The organism is Bifidobacterium saguinibicoloris (assembly GCF_019331725.1).
Classification (GTDB): domain Bacteria; phylum Actinomycetota; class Actinomycetes; order Actinomycetales; family Bifidobacteriaceae; genus Bifidobacterium; species Bifidobacterium saguinibicoloris.
Map to the genome: position 1 here is coordinate 25,011 of NZ_JAHBBF010000018.1, position 26,024 is coordinate 51,034.

Annotated in this window: 12 protein-coding genes; 3 read left to right on the forward strand and 9 right to left on the reverse strand. The window is 65.6% G+C overall.

Features of this window, described 5'->3' with window-relative positions; translation table 11 throughout:
* Positions 1–75: 75 nt before the first annotated feature.
* Positions 76–339 (reverse strand): acylphosphatase, encoded by a 264-nt coding sequence (locus tag KIH78_RS09500; protein WP_338024140.1) that lies wholly within the window; start codon positions 337–339, stop codon positions 76–78.
* Between the two features lie 89 nt (positions 340–428).
* Positions 429–1,295 (reverse strand): YggS family pyridoxal phosphate-dependent enzyme, encoded by an 867-nt coding sequence (locus KIH78_RS09505; RefSeq protein ID WP_219132164.1) that lies wholly within the window; start codon positions 1,293–1,295, stop codon positions 429–431.
* A gap of 301 nt (positions 1,296–1,596) precedes the next feature.
* On the opposite strand from KIH78_RS09505, the gene KIH78_RS09510 reads away from it, so the two are divergent.
* Entirely contained in the window at positions 1,597–2,631 is a 1,035-nt protein-coding gene (locus KIH78_RS09510) for a LacI family DNA-binding transcriptional regulator (RefSeq protein ID WP_214313838.1), read from the forward strand.
* Positions 2,632–2,852: 221 nt separating this feature from the next.
* Here the strand turns inward: KIH78_RS09510 and hypBA2 are convergent, their stop codons facing one another.
* The 6 genes from hypBA2 to KIH78_RS09540 all read right to left on the reverse strand — a co-directional run bounded on the left by hypBA2 (position 2,853) and on the right by KIH78_RS09540 (position 21,993).
* Positions 2,853–8,648: a beta-L-arabinobiosidase HypBA2 gene (gene hypBA2 / locus KIH78_RS09515; RefSeq protein ID WP_219132159.1), complete on the reverse strand. Its 5,796-nt coding sequence runs from the start codon at positions 8,646–8,648 to the stop codon at positions 2,853–2,855.
* Between the two features lie 586 nt (positions 8,649–9,234).
* Complete coding sequence (locus tag KIH78_RS10775) at positions 9,235–15,474, reverse strand: Ig-like domain-containing protein (protein ID WP_219132160.1); 6,240 nt, start codon at positions 15,472–15,474, stop codon at positions 9,235–9,237.
* Between the two features lie 1,068 nt (positions 15,475–16,542).
* The gene (locus KIH78_RS09525; protein ID WP_219132161.1) at positions 16,543–18,516 is read right to left on the reverse strand and encodes a glycoside hydrolase family 127 protein; all 1,974 of its coding nucleotides are present in this window, start codon (positions 18,514–18,516) and stop codon (positions 16,543–16,545) included.
* Between the two features lie 105 nt (positions 18,517–18,621).
* Positions 18,622–19,440 (reverse strand): carbohydrate ABC transporter permease, encoded by an 819-nt coding sequence (locus KIH78_RS09530; protein WP_214313830.1) that lies wholly within the window; start codon positions 19,438–19,440, stop codon positions 18,622–18,624.
* 20 nt (positions 19,441–19,460) lie between these two features.
* Positions 19,461–20,384, reverse strand: a complete 924-nt coding sequence (locus tag KIH78_RS09535; RefSeq protein WP_214313828.1) for a carbohydrate ABC transporter permease — start codon at positions 20,382–20,384, stop codon at positions 19,461–19,463.
* Positions 20,385–20,667: 283 nt separating this feature from the next.
* Positions 20,668–21,993: an ABC transporter substrate-binding protein gene (locus KIH78_RS09540; protein ID WP_219132165.1), complete on the reverse strand. Its 1,326-nt coding sequence runs from the start codon at positions 21,991–21,993 to the stop codon at positions 20,668–20,670.
* Positions 21,994–22,519: 526 nt separating this feature from the next.
* Between KIH78_RS09540 and KIH78_RS09545 the strand changes: the two genes are divergently transcribed.
* Positions 22,520–23,536 carry a LacI family DNA-binding transcriptional regulator gene (locus KIH78_RS09545; RefSeq protein ID WP_214313826.1) on the forward strand — a complete coding sequence of 339 codons (1,017 nt, stop codon included), beginning with the start codon at positions 22,520–22,522 and terminating at the stop codon, positions 23,534–23,536.
* Positions 23,537–23,624: 88 nt separating this feature from the next.
* Here KIH78_RS09545 and KIH78_RS09550 read toward each other — a convergent pair whose 3' ends face one another.
* Positions 23,625–23,762: a hypothetical protein gene (locus KIH78_RS09550; RefSeq protein WP_219132162.1), complete on the reverse strand. Its 138-nt coding sequence runs from the start codon at positions 23,760–23,762 to the stop codon at positions 23,625–23,627.
* Between the two features lie 829 nt (positions 23,763–24,591).
* Here KIH78_RS09550 and KIH78_RS09555 point away from each other — a divergent pair.
* A complete protein-coding gene (locus KIH78_RS09555) occupies positions 24,592–25,548 on the forward strand; it encodes a hypothetical protein (RefSeq protein ID WP_236034564.1) in 957 nt (318 codons plus the stop codon).
* Positions 25,549–26,024 lie beyond the last annotated feature (476 nt).

Here is a 26,024-nt window from a genome sequence, read left to right on the forward strand (position 1 = left end):
GCCGGTTCCGCCTGCGACCCGATACGGGAACCGGCTCCGGCCGCCGGCTCCGACCGCAAACGTCGATTCCGACCCTCAGTTCCGCACGCGGAAGCTGCTCTCGCCGCGTTCCACGCGGACGAGCTCCGCGTCGACATCGTCCACGTGTCCCCATTTCGGGCCGACTTTGAGCCGTGAGACGAACGCGGCCACGGCCGCGCGCGTCCCCTGCGCCTCGGCCTCCACGTCGCCGCTCCACAGGTTGCGCACCCAGCCGGTCACGTCGGTCTCGATGGCCGATTGGTAGGCGAAGTACCGGTATCCGACGCCCTGCACCAGTCCGTGCACCGTCAGATGCACGCGGACGACGTCGCCTAGCGCGTCGCCGCGCCCGCAGCGTCCATCGCCGCACCCACCGTCACGGCCACCGCCATGCGCACCGCCGCCCATCAGATGAACGCCCTGGGTCCGAAGATGGCGGTGCCGACGCGCACGATGGTGGAACCCTCGGCGATGGCGAGCGCCATGTCGTTCGTCATGCCCATGGACAGTTCCCTGCAGCCGGCGGTGCCGTCCGCACCGGAGGCGAGGATCTGGTCACGCGTGCGGCGCAGGTGCGCGAAGCCTTCGCGGATCGTGCGCTCGTCGTCCACGTGCGCGCCGATGGTCATGAGGCCTTCGAGCCGCAGCCCGCCCATCGCGCCGATGCGTTTCGCGAGGTCGATGGCGTGGCTCGGCGGGCATCCGCTCTTCGATTCCTCGCCGGATTCGTTGACCTCGAGGAGCACGCCGACGGTGATGTTCCGCATGACGGCGCGGCGGGAGATGCGTTCCGCGAGTTCGATGGAGTCGACCGATTCGATGGTGCCGACGACGGGCAGCACCTTGCCGATCTTGTTCGCCTGCAGCTGTCCGATGAGGTGGAACGGGATGTGCCGTGAGGCGTCCGCCCCCGCGGTTCCGTTCGATCCTGCAACCGCGGCTGCTCCGCCGGCCGCCCCGGCCCCCGCGGTTCCGTCCTCGATGGCGCCGAGCGTGTAGCCGCGCTCCTCGAGGCGTTTCGCCAGTCCCAGCGCCTTGGCCTGGACCTCCTGCGGACGGTTCTCGCCGATCATGCGCACGCCGGCGTCGATGGCGGTGAGGATCTCGCCCACGTCGCGCGTCTTGGTGGCGGCGAGGAGCTTCACGGAGCCGACCTCGCGGCCGGCGGCCTCCTCGGCGGAGGCGATCTCGTCGAGCGTGCGGCGCACGCCGTCCGCGATCTGCCGTGCGCGTTCCGGTTCGATGGTCTCGTTCGCCAGGTCCTTGTGGTCCATGTACGCCATATGCCGCTGCTCCCCTCTGGTCATGTGGCCGCTTGTATGCTGCCCTCCATGGTAATCGTTCCGCCGGCATACGGCCGCCGGCCGGACCGGTAATGCACCCATACCTCCTGTTTCGCGGATTTCGTTACTTGCATCATGACATTTCATCGTTTTCGCACGGCCGCGGGGTGACGCTACAATGGGACGGACGCCGGGCGCCCGGAAGGAGGCCGCCCGCAACCCCGGACCACGGGCCCGCATCGCCCGGAACCGGAAGACACGCACGAGCACCATGCAGAAGGGACGCACACCGATGACCGCCGAAGCCTACGAGGGCACCGCACCGCGCAAAAGCACCCTGGCCGACGTGGCCGCGGCCGCGGGCGTATCGCTGGCCACCGCGTCCAAGGCCATCAACCACCAGCCGCGCGTGAGCGAGACCACGCGCGCCAAGGTGCTCGCCGCCGCCCGCAAGGTCGGCTACATCACCGAGACCGCGCCGGCGGCCGTACCGCCGGCCGAACGCTCCGACTCCATCGGCGTCATCACCTCCGACCTCATCGGGCGCTGGAGCATCCCGATCCTCATCGGCGCCGAGGACGAACTCGGCGGCACCTCCAACACCGTGCTGCTCAACAACGCGCGCGGCGACGCGCAGCTGGAACGCAACGGCCTCGACTTCTTCGTCTCGCGCAACGTGGACGGCGTGCTCATCGCCGGACAGGAGACCAACCCGCGCCCCTCGCTCAGAAACAACACGAACGTGCCGCTCGTCTACGCGCTCGCCCCGAGCGAGGACCCGAACGAATGCTCCGTCACCTACGACAACGTGCAGGCCGGACGGCTCGCCGTCGAACACCTCATCTCCTGCGGCAAAAGCAGGATCGCCATCATCGGCGGCAGCGAGACATTCGACGCGGCCACCGACCGCCTCAAAGGCGCCATGGCCGCGCTGCACGACGCCGGCCTCGAACCGGTCGGCCCCGTGCGCTTCAACGAATGGTCGGAAAGCTGGGGCCGCGCGGCCACGCGCCTGCTCATCGACCAGCACGTCGACTTCGACGGCGTGGTCTGCCAGAACGACCAGATCGCCCGCGGATGCCTCACCGTGCTGCGGCAGGAGGGACTCGAGGTGCCGCGCGACGTGGCCGTCATCGGGCACGACGACTGGCAGGTCCTCACCCTCGACTCCATGCCGCCGCTCACCTCGATCGTGAACCCCATGGAGGAGATCGGGCACATCGCCGCACGTAAGCTGCTCGACGCCATCAACGGACATCCGCACCACGGCGTCGAATACGTGCCGTGCCGTCTGGTGCAACGCGAGTCCACGCTGCCGCTGCGGTAGCGGGCGTCGCGGCCGCACGCGTACGGCCGTACGCGTACGGCCGCCGCACGACCACCGGATCGGACGTAACGGACGCAATAGACACAGCCGACGAAACCGACGTATCGGACGCAACGGTCACAACCGATACAACGGACGCGAAAAGGCCCCGGACCAAGCCGAATGACTTGGTTCCGGGGCCTTCCCTATGCCGCTACGAGGCCGCTACAGGCCTACGCGCCTCAGGCCTTGCGGCGGCGGGCCAGGACGAACGCGCCGGCGGCGAACAGGGCCGCGGCGGCCACGGCCAGCGCGGTCACGGCCGCACCGGTCTTGGACAGCACGCCCTTGCCGTCGTTCTTGTTCTGGTCGGTCACGCCGGGCTGCTGGGAGCCGGGCTTCTCCTCGGCCTTGGTGTTCCAGTAGGCGGCGTCGAGCGCATCCTGCGCGGCGTCGACGTCCTTCTGGGAGGCCTTGGCGTCGGCGAGCACCTTGCGGGCGGCTTCAAGCTGCTGCTGCAGCTTGGCCCACGCCTCGTCGGTGTACTTCGACTTGTCGGCCTTGGCCGCCTGGTCGATGGATGCCTGGAGGTCGTTGCGGTTCACCGTCTCACCGGACGGCTTCTCGTCAAGGGCCTTGACGGCCTTGTCGAGTGCCGCGGAGGCGTCCTTGACGGCGGTCTGGGTGACCTCGCCCGCCTCGTCGCCCTTGAGCACGCCCTGCGCGGCCTCGATGGCCTTCTTCAGGGCCTCGACGGTCTTGTCGGTGTACTTGCCGGAATCGACCTTGGCCTGGGCGTCGTCGATGGCGTCCTGCAGCGTGGACTTCTCCACGTCGGTGGCGAGCGCGACGAGCGCCTTCTGGCCGTCCTCGAGCTTGGTCACCTGGGCGGCGACCTCTTCGGCGGTGGCGTCGGCCTTGTCGTACACGGCCTGGGCGGCGTCGATGACCTTCTGGAACTCGGCCTTGGAGGCGGCGGTGAAGTTGCCCTTCACCTGCTCCTTGGCGGCGGCGAGCGCGGACGCGAGGGCGGTCTTGTCGACCCGCTCGGGTTCGGGCTCGGTCTTGTCGGCGGCGTGCACGCCCCACTCGGCCACGGCGGTGCCGAAGGTGCCGGTGCCGGTGTGCGGGGTGAGCACGAGGCGCAGCGACTTGGTGGTCACGGGCTCGAAGGTCACGGTGCTCCAGCCGTCGTTCTCGGTGGCCAGGGCCGCCGGCGAGTTGCGCACGGTGGTGTAGTCGCCGTCCTTGGTGGGGGTGACGTCCTTCCACGTGCCGTCCTTGGTGGGGGTGACGTCCTTCCACGTGCCGTCCTCGGCGAGGTACTGGATCTTCCAGGCGTCCGGGGTCTCGAGGCCGCCCTTCGCGTCGTCGGTGGCGGCGAAGTTGGCCCAGTACTGGACGCGGCTGGAGTCGACGGTCACGGCCTGGCCCCAGTCGTACTGGGCGTACATGCCGTCCTTCGCCTGTCCCCAGGTGCCCCAGACCTTGGCGTTGACGTCCTGGTCGTCCTCGGTGGGCCAAGAGTCGTCCACCACGACGCCGTCGTTGAGCTTGCCTTCGGCCTTGGACCAGCTGGCTTCGGCGGAGGCGGTGGTCTTGGTGGCCTTGCCTTCGATCCATCCGGTCAACGGTTCGGGTTCGGGCTCGGGCGTGGTGGAGCCGTTCGGGTCGGCCACCACGTGGACGGTGAGCTTGGCCGCAGAGGAGGAGGAGCCGTCGTCGACGGTGCCGGACACCTCGTAGTCGCCGACCTTGGTGAGGTCGATGGCCTTGACGTCCGCGTCCTTCCACGTGACCTTGCGGTCGTCGTTGTAGCCGTTCGGGAACTTCACCGGGACGGTGGCGGGCAGGCTGACGGACTTGGAGCCCTGGTAGACGGTCTGCTCGACCGGCTGGGCGGCGCCCGTGGTCTGCGCGTTGGCGTCGAAGCGGGCCGCGATGTGCGCGACGGTGCCGCTCAGAGCGCCGGCGACGGTGCCCTTGACGTCGAAGGTGGCGTCGACGGCGAGCTGGTCGTCGGTCACCTTGCCCCACGTGACGGCGAGGTCACGACGGGAGCCGTCGGTGTAGGTGGCGCTCACGGTCTTCGGCAGGTTGAGGTCGGAGGCCTTGCTGCCCTTCTGGACCATGCGGTTGACCTCGTCCACGCTCACCGGCTCGATGGCGTACGCCTCGAACTCGGAGGCTCCGACGATCGCGCCCTTCGGGAAGACAATGCGCAGCTTGTCCGTCTCGACGGTCTCGGCGAACTTCACCTCGTTGCCTTCGTTCTGGTTGACGGTGTAGGACTGGCCGTCGGCCAGCTTGACGTCCTGCCAGTCGCCGTTCCCGTCCACGTACTGGAGCTTCCAGCTGGTGGCCATCGGCACGCCGCCGCCGTCGGTCCAGAAGAAGACCTTGGCCTTCTTGAGCGGGACCTTGCCGGCCCACTTGAGCTGCAGCCACGGCTCGACGCCGGTGTTGTCGCCCCAGTTGTTCCAGGTCTCGTTCGGCGTGTTGGTGTAGACCACCTGGCCGTCGACGACCTTCTTGGCGTTGTCCTTCGGCTGGTAGCCGTTGGTGTAGCTGGCGCTGGCGGAGGACTGCGGGGCCACGTTCACGGTGCCGTCGGACGGGATGCCGTGGACGGTGATCTCCTTGGAGGATTCCTTCTCGCCGTCGGACGCGGTGAGCTTGAGCACGTAGTCGCCTTCCTTGTTGAAGGTGACGGTGGTGCTGGCGGCGGTGGCGTCGGCGAACTTGGCGGTGCCGCCCTCGGGGCCGGAGACGAGCTCCCACTTGGTGGTGATGTCGCCGTCAGCGGGCAAGCCGTCGTCCTTCACGGTGCCGACGACCTTCGCGCCGGAGGAGGTGGAGGAGTCGACGTAGGCGTCGACCTCGGGCGCCTGGTTCTCGGAGGAGCCAGTGGCCTTGATGCCGGTGTTATACGCCTCGATCTCCTTGAGGCCCACGGCCATGCCGGCCTGCGGGGTGAAGGTGGCGCGGATTGCCTTGGTGGTCACCGCGTCGAACTGGACGCGGTTATAGTTGGCGCCCGCGTAGTTCGGGGTGCGCACCTGGTTGGCCAGCGGCTTCCAGGTGCCGTCGTCGGCGAGGTATTCCAGCTTGTAGTTGGCCGGCTCCGCATAGCCGGAGATCGTCTGGCTGGACGAGCTCTGGTAGTAGTAGAGGCGGATGTCGTCGATGGTCTTCGCGCCGCCCTTAAAGGTGACGGTGATGCTGTCCTTCGCGTTGGACGAGCCCTTGGTGCCCCAGAACGATTCCATGACGGTACGGCCGTCCACGGCGTTCTTGGCGGGGTAGCTGGTGGTGTCCTTGGCGTAGGTGGCGTCCACGTCGGCGTCCTTGGCCACGTTCTCCTGGCTCTTGGAGGCGGAGTCGACGTTGGTGCCCGCCTTGGCGAGCAGGTCGGTCACGCGGTCGGTGGAGGAGAAGGTCACCTGGTTGGCTTCCTTGACCTCGGAGGTGGTGTTGCCGGTGATCGTCGCGCCGGACTTGGCCACGTCCTCCACGGCGCCGGTGGACGGGTCGTAGATGAGGTGTGTGAGCTTGTCCGAGGTGAAGGCGAGCTTGCCGCCCACGTACAGGCTGTAGCCGGCGGGGCCGCCGTAGTGGCTGCCGTCCTTGTCCCACACGATGGACACGTCCTGGCCGTGGTAGCTGAGGTTGTTGACGGTGAAGTAGTTCCAGCCGGGGATCTCAATCGGGTTGAGCTCGATCTTGCTGTCCTCGCGCGGGACCATGCCGGCCACGTCCTCGACCATCGTCCAGTTGGTGGTGCCGAGCTGGGTGTGGTGGATCCAGGAGCGGTAGGTGATCTTGCCGCCGTTCTGGGCCGCATCGAGGTTCTTGTCCTGGTTGTTGACCTTGCCATCGCCGTTGAGGTCGCCGACGCTGTTGTTGTCCTCGTTCCAGAACTCGTTCTGGTCCGGGTAGTTGTTGTCGCCGCCCTGGTAGTGCGCGAACGCCACCCAGTACAGCAGCTTCTTGAACTGCTCGTTGGTGATGTACCCGTTGGTGTTCGCGTCATAGTTGCGGATGCCGGCCGAGTAGACCTGCAGCAGCGGCTGCGCGTTGATGATGGAGAAGTTGTTCGAGCCCGGGAAGTTCAGGGCCGCCTTGTCCGCCTGGTTGGCGGTGAAGAACGGGAAGATCGGGAACTCGTCGGAGTCGGCGAACAGGCGCAGGGCCTTGTTGTAGTTCTCGTCGCCGGTGGGCATGAGGCCCTCGGAGTACGGGTAGTAGTTGTTGATCTCCTTGTACTTGGCGAAGGCGTTGTCCGAAAGCCACTTGTGCTTGAGGAGGTTGTCGGACTTGTCCCACAGGTTGTTCAGCACGTCGGACTTGATGCCGTCCGCGATCTTCTGCATCTTCTCGGCGTTGGCGGTGTCGCCGGCGGCCTTGTAGGCCTGGGCGGCGGCGTTGGCGTTCGCCCACATGTTGGCGGAGCCGTCGGCGCGGTCCATGCGCTGGCCGGAGCGGCCGGGTTCGGAGAAGGAGACGGCGTCGGCGTCGTTGCCGGTCATGGACCACCAGGACCAGTCGATGAGGCTGTTGCCGTTGTTGTTCTGGTTGTCGTTGTTGTCCGGCTCGCTCTTGGAGTTGAGCAGGCCCTGCACGTCCTCGGCGCCTTGGTCGGCGAGCTTCTCGGCCACGGTGGACGGGCCGCCGTGCACCTTGTAGGAGTCCCAGCCGGCGCGCGTGATGTACTGCGTGTAGGAGTGGTTCCAGTTGGCGGGGTCGCCCGGGTTGTCGTGGTAGTAGTAGTAGCCGCTCTTGCCCTTCTTGGCGGTGTCGCCGGCGGAGAGCCAGGTGCCGTAGGAGTATTCGGGGTTGCGGAACCACTTGGTGTCCATCATGAACATGCCGGAGGTGAGCACGATCTGGTTGTTGTAGCCGAGCACGCCTTCGATGGAGGTCGGGTACTGGAACGTGTTGCCGGGCATGTTGGCGTCGAGCATGTTGAAGCGGCTCAGCCACCAGCGGTAGACGACGGTCTTGTCGATGTTGTCCTCGGGGGTGTCCACGTAGGGGGCGTTGTCCACCCACCACTGGTTGTACGTGGTGACGGAGTCCTTGTAGGAGGCGGCCGGGTCCTTGAGGTCGCCGGTATAGCGGGCCTCGTATTCGGTGGTGGAGTCCGGCAGCTCGTTGGCGATGAGGCCGAGCTGCAGCTTAGTGGTGACGGCCTTGTTCGCCTCGAGTTTGACGGTGCTGACGAGCTTGCCGCCCTTGACGGCGAAGCCGTTGCCGGAGAAGCGCGGGTAGATGGTGGTCAGGTTGTTCTTGACGTTGACGCGGCCCGTGAGCTCGGTGGCGCCGTCCGCGCCGGTGGTGGCGAACGGGGACGCCGCGGTGAGCGTGACATCGCCGCCCTTGGTGCCGGTGAGCGTGAGGTTAGCAACCATCACGTTGTTGTTGGTGATGTACTTGACCTCGGTAATGCTGAGCGTCTTGTCCTTGTTGGTGAAGACGGTCCTGAAGTAGCTCGGCGTCTGCTTGCGCTGGGAGCTGTCCTCGGTGAGGGTCTCGCCGTTCACGGTGACGGTGAAGCCGTTGCGGCTGGTCTGGTCCCAGTAGGCGGTGTCGCCCACGAAGCCGAGCTGGCCCGGCTTGTGGCTGTACATGTAGGCGGCGCGGCCACGGGTGAACAGGTAGTTGTTGCCGTCGGAGCCTTCGTACGTGTAGTCGCCCTTCGCGTTGGAGCTCTTGCCGGTGGGCTGGGCTCCGGTGCGGGCGAGGATCTTGTCGATCCAGAAGTCGTGGTCGGTGTCGGTGCCGGCGCCGTTGGCCTGGTCCTTCTTGAAGGTCTCGGCCAGGTAGCTGGTGGCGGGGTTGTAGGCGGTGGTGTTCTCCGCAGTCTTCATCGGGTCCTTGGATCCGGTGAAGGTGGGGTACGCCACGTCGGCGTTCGGGTGGGCGATGCTGCCGGCGTCCGCCGCCTGCGCGCTGACGGCGCCGCCTGTGGCGAGCGTCGCCGCCGCGGCCAGCGCGCCGATGGACGCGAGCCACCGCTGCTTCGTTTTCTTGTGCATGTGCACGTGGACCTCTCCGTCCACTGCCGGCCTACGCGCATTTGTTACGCCCGGTTCCGGTTCCTCGTGTGGACTTGTCAGGTGACGTACGGGCTTCTTCACCCCGATGTCACATTGCTTCGTTGTTATGCGGAACAAGTACGCGCCATCAGTCTGTAGATTGGAGCCACCGATGCCAACGTGTCCCTTATCTTAATGGCGCGAATACGTTTTCTCAAGCTTTCACAAGGTTTGACAAGGGTTGCGGCAAGAACAAAGCTATGTAATTTCAAGCTTTCGCACATAGTTTTCGCATGCGTGAGCGTTCACACCGCGCGTGTCGCGTCATCGCGGACCGCACGGAACCGAACGTTTCCGTACGCAATCGCACGTCATCGGATGTTCGATTGCGCACAGGGACGCACGTACGAAGACGCACGCACGAAGACGAAGGACGCCGCAGGCGCCGCCCCGAGGTCGAGGGCGACGCCTGCGGCGTCCGGAAGTCCGAGGGGAGGCGAGGCGCCGGGCCGAGGAGGACCCGGCGCCTCATCCGATCGGACGGGGAGGACGGTGCGGGCCGTCGGACCGACGGCCCGTCCGTCCGTCAGTCGCGGCGACGGCGACGGGCGATCACCGTGCCGGCTCCGGCCAGCAGGGCGATGACGGCCACGGCCGCCACTCCCCCGACCGTCGCGCCGGTGCGGCTCAGCTTGCCGCCGTTGCCGGCGGCACCGTTGCCCTGGCCGTTCAGGCCGCCCTGGGCGCCGGGCTGCTGGCTGTCCGGCAGCGGGACCAGCGCCTTGATGGCGTCGTCGACGGCGGCGGCCGCCTGGTCGAGCTCCTTCTGGTCCACGCTCTGGCCGGCCTTCACGGCGTCACGCAGGGCCTTCGCGCGGCTCAGCGCGGTGCCGAGCGCCTTGGCGGAGTCAGGCGTGAACTTGCCGAGGTCCACGGCCTCGCCCCTGGCGATGGCGTCGTTGAGCTTGTCCAGCTTGGTGTCGGTGCCGGGCTGGTCCGGGTTCTCCGGGCCGGGCTCGCCCTTCTCCTCCACGGTGACGTCCACGGAGGCGGAGACCTTGCTTCCGTCGTTCGCGGTGGCGGTGATCGTGGCGGTTCCGGCGGCCTTGGCGGTGATGACGCCGTTCTCGTCGACGGACACCACGTCGGGCTTGCCGGAGGTCCAGGTCACCGTCTTGTCGGCCGCGTCGTCGGGCTTGGCGACGGCGGTGAGCGTGGCGGTGTCGCCGACCTTGAGCGTGCCTTCCGGCGCGCCCTGGATGGCGAGTTCGGTCACCTTCACCGGCTGCCTCTTCAGCGCGGCGATGGCGTCGTTCAGGGCCTTCGCGGCGGCGTCCACGGCGGCCTGGTCGACTGTCTTGTCGCCGGCGGCGACCTTGGACTGCACGTCCTTGGCGGCCTTGAGCGCGGTCTGGAGCTCATCCCAGCCGGAGACGTAGTCCTCGGCCTTGAGCGACTCGGCCGTGGTGACGGCCTTGTCGAGCTCGGTGGTGACGAGCGTCTCGGGCGCGGCGTAGGCGGCGATCTCGCTCACGCCGATGGCGGCGTACTTGGTGCCGTCGGTGTTGGCGTTGACCGTCACACGCAGCTTGGCGGTGGTGACCGGCTTGAAGGACACGGTGCTGGCCTTGTCCTTGTTCACCGTGTACTGCTCGCCATCCTCGAGGGTCACGTCCTTCCAGTCGTTCGCCTCGGCGTCGAAGTACTGGACGGACCAGCCCTTCGGCAGCGGCACGTTGGCGGACGTGTCGTCGGCGGTGTTGTCGTACCAGAAGTAGGTGGAGACCTTGTCCAGGCTCACCGGGTTCTCCCAGTCGTACTCGAGGGACTGCGTGGCCGGGTTGGCGGCCTGCCAGGTGCCCCAGACCTTCGGGTTGTCCGTGTCCGTGCTGCCGGTCGGGGTGAAGACCACCTCGCCGTCGTTGACGGCTTCGGCCTTGTTCCAGCTGGTCACGTAGGACGGGACCACCTTGGCGTCCTTGGCGACGTTGCGCGGCGCGTCGGCCAGCTTGTCGCCGAGGCCCTTGATGGCGTCGTCGATGGCCTTGACGGCCTTGTCGACGTCGGCCTGGGCGGCGTTGGCGTTGGCGAGCACGCGCTGGCCGTCGGCGAGCGCCTGGTCGAGCGCGTCGAGCTTGTCGGAGGCGTAGGCCGAGTGGTCGGTCTTGGCGGCCTTGTCGACCGCCTCGGTCAGCTTGCTCTTGTTCACGCCCTCCTTGAGGCCGTCGCGGGCGGCGGTCAGCTTGGCGAGCGCGTCGTCGACTTGGCTCTGGGTGGCGTTGGCGTCGTCGTTCACCGTCTTGGCGGCGGCGAGCGCGTCGGCGTAGGCCTTCCAGGAATCCGCGGTGTACTTGGATTCGTCCAGCTTCTCGCCTTCCACTTCGGCGATCTTGGCGGCCAGCTTGGTCTTGTTGGCCGGGGTGGGCTGCGGGGTGTCGCCGCCCTTGCCTTCGATGACGTGGACGGTGAGCTTGGCCGCGGGCTTGTCGTTGGCGTTGATGTCGCTGGTGGCGGTGCCGTTGACGACGTAGTCGCCGACCTTGTTGAGGTCGATGGCCTTGACGTCGTCCGCGTTCCATTCGACCGGCAGCATGTGGTTGTCGCCGGAGTTGGACACGCCGATCACCTGCGTGGGCAGGGTGATGGACTTGGCGCCCACGTACACGGTCTGCTCGGCGTCGACGGTGGCGTTCATCGTCACGCCCGGCGAGGAGCGGACCCAGATGCGGGCTTCGGCGGGCAGCGAGGAGCCCTTGACGGTGCCGGCGATGGTGAAGTCGCCGTCCTGCGCGAGCTTGGAGGCGTCGATCTTGTCCCAGGTGACGGGCAGCGACTGGCGGGTGCCGTCACCGTAGTAGACGCTCACCTCACCGGGCAGCTTCGGCTGTTCGCCGGTCTTGACGGAGACCTCGACGGGGTCCACGCCCAGCGGGTCCTCGGCGTAGGCCTCGAACTCGGAGACGGCGATGCCGTAGTAGCTGCCGCTGGCGTTGAAGACGGCGCGCAGCTTGCTGGTGACGATGGTGGAGGCGAACTCCACGTTGTTCATCTGGTCGCCCTTGGCCGGGTAGCCGGTGCCGGCCTTGAGCGGCACGTCCACCCACTCGCCCTTGTCGTTCTGGTACTGCAGCTTCCAGCTCTTCGGCACCATGGTGCCGCCGCCGTCGTACCAGAACGCGACCGCGGCCTTGGTGAGGCGCTGCGGGGTGTCCCAGTCGTACTGCAGCCATTCGCTGGCCTGGTTGTCCTGACGCCAGGTGCCCCAGGCGTTCGTGGAGTAGCCTTCGTTCTGGTTGTACACGATCTTGCCGTCGTTGACGGTCTTGATGTTGTACCAGCTGGTGGCGGTGTAGCTGGCGGACGGCGTGCCGTTCGGCGCGACGTTCACGGTGCCGTCGGAGACGGTGGCGTTGACGGTGAGGTCGAACGAGCTGGTCTTGTCGCCGTCGGAGGCGGTCAGACGCAGCACGTAGGCGCCTTCCTTGGAGAACTTGGCGGTGGTGGTCACCGACTTGGCGTTCTCGAAGGTCGCTTCGCCGCCTTCCGGCGCGGAGACGACGCTCCATTCGGTGGAGAGCGTGCCGTTCGGCAGGCCGTCGTCCTTCACGGTGCCGCTGATCTCGACGCGGCCCACGCGGGTGTCCTTGATGAAGGCGTCGACGCTCGGCGCGGTGTTGCCGGCCGCTTCGGCCTTCTCACCGGTGTTGTAGGCCTCGAACTCCTTGAGGGCCACGGCGTAGCCGGGCTGCGGGGTCACGGTGACGCGCAGCTTGGAGGTGGTCACGGGCGAGAACTGGACTCGGTTGAGATTGCCGGCGGGGATGGCCGGGGTGCGGGTCTGGTCGGGCACCGCCTTCCACGTGCCGTCCTTGTCGAGGTATTCGACGGTGTACATCTGCGGTTCGGCGAGACCGGCGTCCGTGGCGGACGTGGTGGTCTTGTAGAAGAAGAGGCGCACGTCGTCGACGGTCTGCTCCTTGCCGAGGTCCACGGTGAGCGTGTCGGTCTTGTTGGGCGAGCCCTTCGTGGACCAGTACTTGACGTTCGTGGTGGTGCCGTCGACGGCGTTCTTGGCCGCGCCGTTGTTCTTGTCCGCCTCGTAGGTGGCTTCGACGTCGGCGCCCTTGGCCAGGTTCTCCGTGCTCTTGTCGTCGTTCGCTGCGTCGACGCCGGCCTTGGCGAGCACCTGAGTGACGCGGTCGGTGGACTTGTAGACCACGCCCTTGGCGTCGGGCAGGTCGGCGGTGGCGGTGTTGGTCACCTTGGCGCCGGACTTGTCCTGCACGTCCACCTTGCCGGTGGTCGGGTCATAGACCACGTGGGCGAGCTTGTCGGAGGTGAAGACGAGCTTGTTGTCCACGTAGGCGCTGTAGCCCTTGGGCGCGTCGGTGTAGTGTCCGTCGTTGTTCCAGACCACCGTGAGGTTCTTGCCGTGGTAGCTGAGGTTGTTCACGATGAAGTGGTTCCATCCGGGGATGGCGATCGGGTACAGCTCGAGCTTGTTGTCCGTGCGGGTGCGCACGCCGGCCACGTCCTCGACCATCGTCCAGTTCGTGGTGCCGAGCTGGGTGTGGTGGATCCAGGAGCGGTACTGGACCTTGCCGCCGTTCTCGGTGGAGGCGTTGTTCCAGAACTCGTTCTGGTCGATGAGCTGGTTGTCGCCGCCCTGGTAGTGGGCGAAGGCGTTCCAGTAGAGCAGCTGCTTGAACTGTTCGGGGGTGACGTAGCCCTTGTCGGCCGCGTGGTACTTGCGGATCGCCTCGGAGTAGATGCGGAAGTACAGCGTGGAGTTGATGACGGAGAAGTTGTTCGTCGGCTTCTTGCCGAGTTCGCGCACGAGCTTGTCGTCCGCCTGGTTGGCGGTGGCGAACGGGAAGACCGGGTGCTGGTCGGCGTCGGCGAGCAGGCGCAGGGCGCTCTCGTAGTCGTCGTTGTAGTCCGAGTCGCCCTCGGCCGGCATGAGGTCGGTGAAGTACGGCGTGAAGTTGTTAATCTCCTTGTACTTCGCCTGCTGGTCCTTCTTGGCGCCGTTGGCGAACTGGTGGCGGATCAGCTTGTCCTTGGAGTCCCAGAGGTTGTCGATGACGCCGTTCTTGACCTTGGCGGCGTATTCGTCCATCTCCTTGGCCTTGGCCTCGTTCTCGGCGCCGCCCACCTCGCGGTAGGCCTCCGCCGCGGCCTTGGCGCCCGCGTACACGGTGGCGCTTTCGGCGCGGTCCAGACGTGCGCCGCTGACCTCGTCGAAGGAGACGGCGTCGGCGTCGTTGCCCGTCCAGGCGTTCCAGTTGGTGTCGAGCAGACCGTCGCCGTCGGAGTCGAGCGCGGCGAGCTGGCCCTTGGTGTCGCCGTACGCGTAGTCGGCGAACTTCTGGGCGATGTCCGCGTCGCCGCCGTGGATCTGGTACGACTTCCACGCGGCTTCGCTGATCCATTGCGTGTGGCTGGCGCCCCAGTTCTGCGGGTCGGCCTGGTTGTCGCGGTACTGGCCGTTGCTGCGGGCGTTCTCACCCATGTTGAGCCACGGGCCGTAGGAGTATTCGGGGTTGCGCATCCACTTGAGGTCATCGATGAACATGCCGACGGTCAGGTCGATGGCGTTGTTGTAGCCGAGCACGCCCTCGATGGAGGTCGGGAAGGCCATCGGGCCGCCGGGGATGTCCGCGTCGAGGTAGTTGAAGCGGGAGAGCCACCAGCGGTAGAACAGCGTCTTGTCGATGTTGTGCTCGGGCGTCTCCATGTAGGGGATGTTGTCCACCCACCACTGGTTGTATTCGGTGACGTGCGCGGTGTAGCTCGCGGCCGGGTCCTTGCGGTCGCCGGTGCGGGTGGCCTCGTATTCGGTGCGGGAGGCGGGGATCTCGTCGGTGACGAGGCCCAGCTGCACCTTGGTGCGCACGGGGTCCTTCGCGCCGGCGGTCACGTGCACGGTGCTCACGAGCTTGCCGTCCTGAGGCGTGAAGCCGTTGCCGGAGAAGCGCGGGTACACGGTGGTCAGGTTGTTCTTCGCGGCGAAGCGGCCGGTGAGCTCGTCGCCCTCGGCGGTGGTGGCGAGGGGCGCGTTGGCGGTGAGGGTCACGTCCTGCGTCTTCGTGCCGGTCAGCTGGAGTTCGGTGACGAGCACGTTGTTGTTGGTGATGTACTTGACGACGGTGACGGTGAGGGACTTGTCCGCGTTGGTGTAGACGCTGGTCCAGTAGCTCGGGGTCTGCTTGCGCTGCGCGCCGTCCTCGGTGAGGGCGACCTGCTGGCCGTCCACGGTGGCGGTGATGTCGTAGCCCTCCTGGTCGGTCACATCCCAGTAGGCGAGGTTGCCGCCGAAGCCGATGACGGACGGATCGTACGTGTACATGAAAGCGGCGCGGCCGCGGGTGAACAGGTAGCCGTTGCCGTCGGGGTTATTGTACGAGTACTTGTTCCCGTTGGCGTCCTCGCCTTGGGCGACCCAGTTCTCCGGGCCGTAGGGGCCTTGGAAGCCGGGGGCGCCGGAGACCTGCTGCGGGTCGGTGCCGGTGCGGGTGAGCATGCGGTCGATCCAGAAGTCGTGCTTGGTGTCGGTGCCGGCGCCGTTGGCCTTGTCCTTGTCGAAGATCTGCTGCAGGTAGCTGTTCGCCGGGCTGATGGTGTTCGTGGCGAGGCCGTCGACCGCCGGAATCGGATCCTTGGCGCCCTTGAACGTCGGGAACCCGAGCGAGGTGTTCGGCCGGCTGACGCCGTCCGCCGCGTAGGCGGATGTGGTGAATGGCATGACCATCCCCACGCTGAGCACGCCCGCGAGCAGTATCGTCGCCGATCTGCGCGCCACGTGGTGTGAACTGTGCGTAACCATAGGTGCTATGGCCCTTCCTTCCCTTGACGGGCGTGCGTCATCGCGCGGCAGGTCCCGGTTCCCGGCGCCCGCGTCCCCGCCCGTCACGGCCGATTCGTGCCCGCAGTGGCGCGCATCCTCCGTATCAGGCGAAAGCCGATGCCGAAACTTCCTCCCCGGTCCTCTTGCGCATCCCGGCATCCCTGCCAAGGCGCACGTGTCCGTCAGTGTGTACCCTTTTGCGTGGAACAAGTCCCCCACCCGGTTCTATGACGTCATTGGAGCGAACCGGCCAAGATGGCTTCAGGATAACAATGCGAATGCGCTTTCTCAAGTTTTCTTCAGCAATCACAAGTAATCACACCAGCAATAACTCAAATAACTCGCCGCTTTCGCAGACTATTTTCACATTCGGAAGTGGTACCGCCGCGCGTGTCACCGCCCAAAACCAACAGTGAAACGAACATGAACACACGGAATGCGACATCTTCGTCGCATCGCGGCCCAAATGCTGATCGTTGTTGACCATTCGTCCGATTCTATAGAAACGGATGCCCCACCCGATAATCAACCCCCCGCCACGCCCAATCCTATAGAAACGGACAATCCACCCAACAATCAAACCCGCGCCACGCCCGATTCTATAGAAACGGACGCCTCAGGCGGCAAACGGACAGCACACACGCCCAATCCTATAGAAACGGACACTTCAGGCGGCAGACGGACGGCACACACGCCCGATTCTATAGAAACGGACGTCCTAGCCGCGGATTTGACCCGCGCCGCGCCCCATCCCGAATGGAACCCGCGTTGCTTCGCCTACCCGCCTCCACCCGATGCACCGTTGCGCGCATGAAAAAACCTCCCGCATGGGTTTGCAACCCCATGCGGGAGGCCTCGTTCCCCGGGCGGTTCACGGCTCCAATCGCTCGCCGTCCGGCCCGCGGCTCCGGGAGACGTCGGCGTCGACACCCCGGCCTTCCAAAACCGCAAGAATAGTTGCCGTTCCGCCGGCGGACACCCCCGAGCGGAGGTATCGGCCGGCCGCGGAAGCCGTTCCGCCCGCACGGACGGGACGGCACGGACGCGTTATCGGCGCTGGAAGACGCGCATCTGGCCCAGCTCGCGGTTCGCCCACGAGTAGTACGGCACCAGCGTGAGCGTCGTCGCCTTGCCCTTGCGCGGCTCGTCGGCCGGAAGGTACAGCGGGGCGTCGTCGTCATCGGCCTCCTCGCGCACCGCCGGCAGCGCGATCGTGTCCACGCCGCCCAGCAAATCCGGCTTGAACGCCACGTCAGCGGACACGCCGGTCACGCCGTCGGCCAGACGGTACGACCACAGATCGCCCTCGTTGTCGGCCTGCTCGGCGCAGTACACCAACGGGCCGCGCATCACGGCCACCTGGCCGGCGTCGGAGCGCACGTGCGAGTTGGCGCGCACGAACTTGACGGACATGTCCAGGTCGAGCGTGAGGGCGAACGCATCGCCCGGCGCGACGTCGAAGTACACGAAGCCGTCCTGGACGGAGGCGGCGACGGGCTCGCCGTCCCGCTTCAGCGCGAACGCGGACGCGGACCATGCGGGGATGCGCACGCCGAACCGCACCGGGGCGGCGGCGTCCGCCGGCAGCGACACATGGAAGGGCACGTGGCCGTCCCACGGGAAGTTCGACTCCTGCGTCACGGCGAGACCGTTGTCGAACGCGGCCTCGTTGGCGATGAACTGATGGCTGAGCACCGTGGCGCCGCCGTCGCGCACCGTGTAGATGTAGCGGTCCACGGAGGCGATGAGACGGGCGATGTTCGCCGGGCAGCAGGCGCAGCCGAACCAGTCGACGCGGTGCGAGAGCACGTGGTGGCGGTCCGGATTGGCCAGGCCGTCGGGCGTGGTCTCCAGGGCGTTGACGTAGTAGTACTGCTTGCCGTCGAGGCTGATGCCGGCGATCGAGCCGTTGAACAGCTCCTTCTCCAGCACGTCCGCATACTCGCCCTTCGGCTCGGCGAGCAGCATCTGCTGCGCGAACATGCTCATCGACACGGACGCGCACGTCTCGCCGTACATCGTGTCGTTCGGCAGGTCGTAGTCGTAGGTGAACGATTCGCCCACGTGCGTCGATCCGATGGCACCGGTCACGTACATGCGCTTGGTGACGATGCTGCGCCAGAAGCGCTTCGCCGTCTCCATGAGGTCCTCGTCGCCGGTCAGGCGGGCGACGTGGGCGATGCCGGTGCACAGGTAGCCGACGCGCACCGCGTGGCCGTTGGCGTGCTGCTGCTTGCGCACCGGTTCGGCGGCCTGGAAGTACTCGGGCTTGTAGAAGCCGAGATCCGGGAAGATGTTGTCCCCGTGCATGGCCTCGCGCTGCTTGTCATAGAACTTCGGGTCCTGGCCGCGCACGTCGATGAGGTACTGGGCGAGCGTCAGGTAGCGCTGCTCGTGCGTGACGTCGTACAGCTTGGCGAGGGCCAGTTCGATCTCCGGGTGGCCGTCGGCGCCGTGGATCTTACCGTCCTCGGGGCCGAAGTTGGCGTCCAGGCAGTCGGCCATCTTCCTGGCCACGTCGAGGGCCTGCTCGTTGCCGGTGACCTCGTGGTAGGCGACGGCCGCCTCGATGTAGTGGCCCATCACGTACATCTCGTGGCTCTGCTGGATGAGCGAGAAGCGCGGACGCTCCGCCCAGATGCCGGACTTGATCTGATAGGGGGTGTCCAGGTAGCCGTCGGGCTGCTGGGCGCGGGCGATGAGGTCCACCGTCCTGTCGCACAGGGCCTTGAGCTCCGGGTCCGGATGGTAGGCCAGCGCGTACGCGGCCTCCTCCAGCCACTTGTAGACGTCCGAGTCCTGGAACACCATGCCATGGAACTCGTCGTCGAGTTCGCCCGCGGCCACCTTGAGGTTCGCCACCGCGTGGCTCTTGTTGTCGGAAAGCTGGTTGCCGGCGGGGTCGTCCGGAACGACGGTGTCGATCTCGTCGTTCATCACGCCCCACTGGTACGGGATTACCGACTCGACGATCTGGTCGCGGCGCTGCTTCCAGAACGGGGAGGTAATCGTTACCTTCATGATTGACCTTTCACGATGAACGGCTGTGGCGCGGCGTATCACGCGCCACAGCCGTGGTGATGGATTGAATTGGCCGGTGAGCCCACCGGGCTCCCCTGAAGGGCATCAGCCCTTCACCGCTCCAGCCATGAAGCCCTTGACGTAGTACTTCTGGAGGGCGAGGAACAGGATGGCGCAGGGGATGAGCAGCACCACGACGCCGGCTTCGGTGGCGCCGTAGTCGATGACGCCCATCGTCTGCTGGCGCATGTTCACCATGGCGAGCGGCAGGGTGCTCTTCGCGGAGGAGCTCAAGTACAGCGGGATCATGAAGTTGTTCCACGCCTCGAGGAAGGCCAGCAGGCCGACGGTGACCATGGACGGCTTGACGACCGGCACCAGGATCTTGAACAGGGCCTGGAAGGAGTTGCAGCCGTCGACCATAGCGGCCTCCTCCATGTCCTTCGGGATGGCGTCGAACGCGTTGCGCATGATGAACGTCGACATAGGCAACTGGAACAGCGTGATGACGAGGCCGACGCCGAGTAGGGTGTCGTTGAGGCCGATGTCCTTGAACCAGACCATGAGCGGGATCAGCAGGGAGGCGTACGGGACCATGAGGATGGACAGGGTCACCATGAAGCCGAGGTTGCGGCCCGGGTAGTCGAAGCGGGAGAAGGAGTAGCCGGCGAGCGTGCAGACGACCACGGAGAAGACCACGGCCACGGCGCTGACGACGATGGAGTTGAACAGGTACTTGGGCAGGCCCTCCTGGTAGCCGAACAGGGTCAGGTAGTTGGCCACGCCCCAGCCCTTGGACTGGGCGGAACCGGCCTGGGGGCTGAAGGAGCTGACCACGACCCAGATCAGCGGGGAGATGAAGATGAGGGCCAGCAGGCCTTCGAGGACGCGGGCGATGACGCGCTTCCACAGCGGGGTAGACATGATGTGTTACCTCCCCTTTCTCACTTGGTGTTGTCGCGCATGCCGCGCATCTGGATGGAGTTGATGATGACGAGGGCGACGAGCACGATCAGCGACAGCGCCGCGGCCATGCCGAGGTCCTTCTTGGAGTCGAACGCGAAGTTGTAGATGAGCTGGACCACGGTCATCGTGGAGTTGTTCGGGCCGCCCTTGGTGAGGATGAAGAACTGGTCGAAGGCGAGGATGGAGCCGGTGACGCAGTAAACGAGGCACATCACGATGGTGGGCTTCATGAGCGGCAGGGTGATGGAGCGGAAGATGCGCCAGGTGCCGGCGCCGTCCATGCGGGCCGCCTCGTAGAGGTCGCCCGGGATGGCCTGCAGGCCGATCATCATGAGCAGCATGTAGTAGCCGGAGAAACGCCAGACGATGACGACGATCGTGGCCCACAGCGCGGACTGTCCGGTGGCGAGCACGGAGCCGCCGTCCTGCATGAGGCCCAGGGCGCTCAGGATCTTGGTGAGCGGGCCGACCTGCGGGGAGTACAGCGCGTAGAACAGCAGGGACGCGGAGGCGAGACCGGTTGCGGAGGGGAGCAGGAAGCAGGTGCGCAGCACGTTGTTCCACTTGGTGCTCTCCTGCACGATGAGCGCCATGCCCAGACCCAGCGCCAGCAGGAAGATGGTGACAATCACCGTGTATTCGAGCGTGAACCAGATGGAGGGCCAGAACAGCTTGTTGTTGACGACCTCGACGAAGTTGTCCGGGAAGTTGAAGCCGCGGTTGCCGCCCAGCAGGGACCAACGCGAGCAGGCCATGATGACCAGCAGCACGATAGGCACGAAGAAGAGGACGACGATCATGGCCCAGTCCGGCAGCGCGTACAGGATGCCGCGCTTGAATGCCTGCGCCTTGGCCGTGGACTTGTGCTCGGGCACAGCCGCGGACTTGGAAACACTTGACATGCTTCTCTCCTTTGGGATGTGTGATCGAATGATCGAAAAAATGGGATGACGGGATTGGGGATTGAAAGACAACCTTGGATGCAATCCGTTATCGGGGCCGGTTCCTGGAGGAGAAAGGAAGGAGAAATATCAACAGGAAGACGGAATCGGCCCCGGCAACAGAACACATGCATGGATGCGGTGAGGTGTTCTGAAGCCGTCTCCGGCCCGGTCCTGGGAGACGGACCGGAGGCGGGTGTTCAGTTATCTATGCGACGTGGTCCGAGGACCCGCCGGATGGCGATCAGTTGCCGGCGAGGACGTCGGTGACGGCCTGGTTGTCGGCCTTGAGGTTGCTCTTGCCCCAGACGGCGTTCTGGACGAGCAGCTGCCACGGGGAGCCGGCGGCGTTGAAGCCCTCGTTGAAGGCGGCGGACTTCGGGGTCTGGCCGTTGCCGTCGATGATCGTGGAGTTGATGGTCTGGATGCGCGGATCGGCGTCCTTGTAGGCGGTCTTCAGGGTCTCGATGTTGGAGGCGGTGTAGCCGTTGTCGGCGAAGACTTCCTTCTGGGTGTCGGACTGCATCAGCCAGTAGAGGAAGTTCCAGGCCTGCGCGACGTGCTTGGAGTCCTTGGAGATGCCCATGGCGTCGCCACCGAGGAACGTGGAGGTCTTGCCTTCCTTGGTGCCCGGGATCGGGGTCACGCCGACCTCGAAGCCGCCGTTCTTCTCAGCGTCGAAGATGTCGTTGAGGGAGGTGTTCGGGTAGGGCATGACGCCGATCTTGCCGTTCGCGAACGGGGCGGTCCAGGTGGCACCGGTCTCTTCCTTGGAGCCCGCGCCGAGGCCGTTCTTGGTGTTGGCCAGCTCCTTGTAGGCGTCCAGGACGGCCTTCATGGAGGAGTTGTTCAGGGTGGCGGCGGTGCCGTCCTCGTTCATGACGGACTCGCCGTCGGCCCACACGGACGGGAAGAGGTCGAACACCAGGGCGCCGCCGGACTGGCCGGCGAGGTAGGAGCCCGCCACGCCGTCCTTGTCGAGGGCGGCCACGGCCTTGGCCTGGGTGAGGAAGTCATCGATGGACTTCGGGCCCTGCTCCGGGTCCAGTCCGGCCTCCTTGTAGAGGTTCTTGTTCCAGACCATCACGGAGACGTCGGTGATGAACGGCAGGGTGTGCTTGGCGCCGTCCACGGTGCCGGCCTCGATGTGGCCCTGCTGCAGGTCCTTGAGGTTGTCCAGGCCGTCAATCTGCTTGGTGATGTCCGCGAAGATGCCTTCGGAGGCCCAGTAAGGAATACGCACGACGTCGCCGGCGAGGATGTCGGGCAGGGAGTCGGTCTGCGTGGCGCCGCCGACCTTGCCTTCCATATCGTCGTTCGGGATGATCTCCAGCTTCACCTGGTTCTTGTGGCTCTTGTTGTAGGCCTCGACGACGCCCTTGGCCTGGCGCTCCAGCGGGGAACGGGTCCACATGGTGATGGTGGTGCCGTCATCGGTGCCCTTGGCCGGGATGTCCGAGGTGTCGGCAGCACCGTTGCTGCTGCCACCACCACAGGCGGCCAGCGGGATAAGCATCGCGGCGGCGGCGATGCCGGCAAGCGTGCGAGTGACCTTGTTGAAAGACATAATCACTTCTTTCTCTAGTTTGTTTCCGCTCATCTCTGAGAGGCGGTGGCGGACCTTCCGCCTCCTGGCCTTTCGCGGCATCCCGCTCGGTCCTCCTTCGACTGAACGAAACTCTGCGAAAGCCTTTTCACAATATAGCGCACCTCATCGGAAAACGCAAAACCGCTTTCGCACTTTCGCGAAAACGCCCCCGACACGCCGTGAAATGTGCGTTTTAGACCTCCGTCGAACCGGTTTGACACCACAAATACTGGCGTAAAACGAGACGTGTCGCCTCTTTTTGGCTACTTCACAGGAAAACCGAACACTTTCGCACTTTCTCATGTCGAAACGAACGCAATCTACCAAACACCTCACGCAACATGCCAAAATGCGAAAACTTTCGCATCGTGGCCTATAATAGGGGAAGCTTCGTCGCACAAGCGGTTCCATCGACGTCGTTGGCGCCACGGCGTCAAAGCGCCAATCGCATACGTGCGCGACGCACGCCACCCACCGGCGCGCATCGCCTACAACCTAAGGACAGGACATGGCCGAAGACAGAAGACAGGCCGCACGACTGGAAGACGTGGCCGCCGCCGCGGGCGTATCGCTCGCCACCGCGTCGAAGGCGCTCCACAACAAGCCCCGCATCAGCGAGGAGACACGCAAACGCGTGCTCGCCGCGGCCCAACAGCTCAACTACTCCCCCAACAAACTCGCCCAATCGCTCGCCCGCGGCACCTCCGGACTCATCGGACTCATCACATCCGACCTGCAGGGACGCTTCTCCACCCCGATCCTCATCGGCGCGGAAAACGAACTGCGCGCCCAATCCACCTCCATCCTCCTCGCCAACGCGCGCGGCGACGCACAGCTCGAACGCGCGCACATCGAAAAACTCCTCTCCCTCAAAGTGGACGGCATCATCCTCGTCCAACGCGGCACCAACTCACGCCCCTCCGTAGGCGACGACTGGGGCGTGCCCATCGTCTACGCCTACGGCCCCTCCACAAACCACGACGACTGCTCCGTCACCTGCGACAACGTCGAAGCCGGACGCATCGCCGTCAACCACCTCATCTCCTGCGGCCGCAAACGCATCGCCATCATCGCCGGCGACGAAACCTACCAGGCCGCCACCGACCGCTACAAAGGCGCCATGGAAGCCCTCGCCGAACTCGGCATGGAACCCGCCGGACCCGTACGCTTCGGCCCATGGAACGAAGACTGGGGACGCGCAGCCACACGCCTCCTGCTCGACCAGGGCGTGCAGCTCGACGCCATCATCTGCCAGAGCGACCAGCTCGCGCGCGGCTGCATCGACGCGCTCAAACAGCGCGGGCTGAGCATCCCGGACGATGTCGCCGTCATCGGCCACGACAACTGGGACATCCTCACCACCTACTCGCGCCCCGCCCTCACCTCCATCGACAACGAGACCGAGACCATCGGACGCGTGGCCGCGCGCTGCCTCATGGACGCCATCAACGGCAAACCGCACCACGGCACCACCTACGTGCACTGCCGGCTCGTCCAACGCGAATCGACGCTGCCGCTGGACTGAGCGGGTCAGGCGGGCCGGGCGGCGTCAAGGTGGCGGGTCAGGCGGGCCGGACGGGTCAGGCGAGTCAGGCGGGTCAGGCGGACTGACGTCACGCGCGGAACCCGAACGTGCGCGAACCGTATCCGGTGCCGGATGGCACCGTCACCACGGCCTGCGCGGCGTCGGCATCCCAACGCACGGGCCAGTCGGCGAAACCTTCGCCGGCGGGCAGCAGAGTCGCGGCCACGACGTCGCGGCCATGGAGCCACGGCGCCACGGCAGGGCAATCCGCACCTCACGGCCTTCGCCGCGTTCGCCGCCTACGTCGCCTCGACGCCGTCCATGCGCACGGCGCACATCACCACGAAATCGTCGTCACCGTTGTCGAAGGTCAGGGCGATGCGCCCGGTATTCCAAGTGAAATATCGAGACATCGCCGTCGTGCCCTTTTCTCTTACGACGCCGCCGTGCATCGCTTTGCGTCTCTGCACCGATTGGGGCGATCGGGTTGATCGGGCACAGACTAATCGGGCCCGGTCAGACCTCTCCCCAGCGTATGGAACATCCGACGCCCACGCATGGATTAGGTCTCGACATGTCGGCGATGCTCTCATCGCCGTAACCATATCCACTGCAGCCACCGCATCCGTGGCGGCCGATAATCGCGGCGGAACACCAGCCACCGCGACAAACGGCCTCCAAGAAGACACCAACGGCCGAAAATCACAGGAACCACAGCTCCACCGCGACTATCGGACGCACAGCACCAACCAGCGGCCGAAAATCGCAAAAACCAAAGCCTCACCGCGGGTATCGGCCTCCAAGAAGACGCCAGCGGCCGATTACCGCGACGGAACACCAGCCACCGCGACTATCGGACGCACAGCACCAACCAGCGGCCGATTGCCGCGACAACAAACCAGCCACCGCGACTATCGGACGCGGCCGAAAACCGAGTTATCCACAATCAGCCCAGGCGAGGGGGCTCTATCCACATTGCCCGGTTCACGTTGACATGGAGGTCTCGGCCTCCTTACCGTCGAATCATGAGAACACACCACGGAGTCACGGCACTGTTGCAGAACGCGGAGCACGCGCGACGATGCGCCATCGGCGAAGGCGACGCCATGCAAAAGGCGCTGCGGCGACGCTTCGCCGCCAAGGAACTGGTACGGCCATATCCCAACTGCTACGCGGACGCAGCCTACTGGGCGAACCTCAACGCGGAGGAACGCTCACTGCACATCATCCGGGCGTTGGCGACGAAGCACAAGACCTGGGTCTTCGCAGGAATCAGCGCCGCATGCCTGCACGGATACCAACACTCCTATACGCTTCACGACGGGTCAGTGACGATCGCCAGCAACGGAGGGCACAGCCCACGCGACCACGAGTCGCTGCGCCGCATACCCATGACCGACATCCCGAAGTGGCGAACCAGCCAAGGCATACTCATGACGTCGCCGGCACGCACGCTCATCGACTGCGCCGCATACCCATTCGTCCAAGCCCTGCCCATCTACGACTCCGCATTGCGCACCGGGAAGGTCACCGCCAAGGATGTCCGTTCCGCGATGGCCAAGATCCGCCGACGCGATGATGACGCCGTAGCCACGCTGCTACGCCACGCCGACCCGCGCAGCGAGAACGGCGGGGAATCGATGCTCCGTGCGCACATCCTGACCCTCGGCTACGCCGCACCGGAACTGCAGGCGGAATTCACGAATCCGGACAATCCGGCTGCCCCCTACCGGGTGGATTGCTGCTGGCGGCTCGCCGACGGCCAGATACTCGTCATGGAATACGACGGCATGGCCAAATACGCGGATACCAGCAATCCGAATCGCGCCAGTCTTCAGGCGAAGATGGACTACGCGCGCCGTCGGGACCAACATCTCCGGGAGCAAGGTGTCAGCGGCATCGTGCACGTGTTCTACGAGGACATCATGCAGCCGCAGCGATTGGAGCACAAGCTGATGGGGCTCGGAGTACCCCAGCCGACAGGCGGGAACGGCATTCCGCCGAAGGCATGATGGGTTACGGATGATGGGGCGATGGATGACGGGGAGACGAACGACATGTGATGGACCCCTTCCACGGCGAAGCACTGCATCATTGATTCATGCCGGAGGCCGGGAATCGCGGCAACACGATGGCGCCGCGGAAATCGGACGCACAGCACCCGTCCGAGGCCGATTGCCGCAGAAACCACAGCTCCACCGCGACTATCGGACGCCCAACAACTCTCAGAGGCCGAAAATCGCAAAAACCAAAGCCACACCGCGGGTATCGGCCTCCAAGAAGACACCAGCGGCCGATAATCGCGGCGAGACCTCGGCCATCGCGACAAACGGACCCTCAGCACCAGCCAGAGGCCGATTACCGCAGAAACCACAGCTCCACCGCGACTATCGGACGCCCAACAACTCTCAGAGGCCGAAAATCGCAAAAACCAAAGCCACACCGCGGGTATCGGCCTCCAAGAAGACACCAGCGGCCGATAATCGCG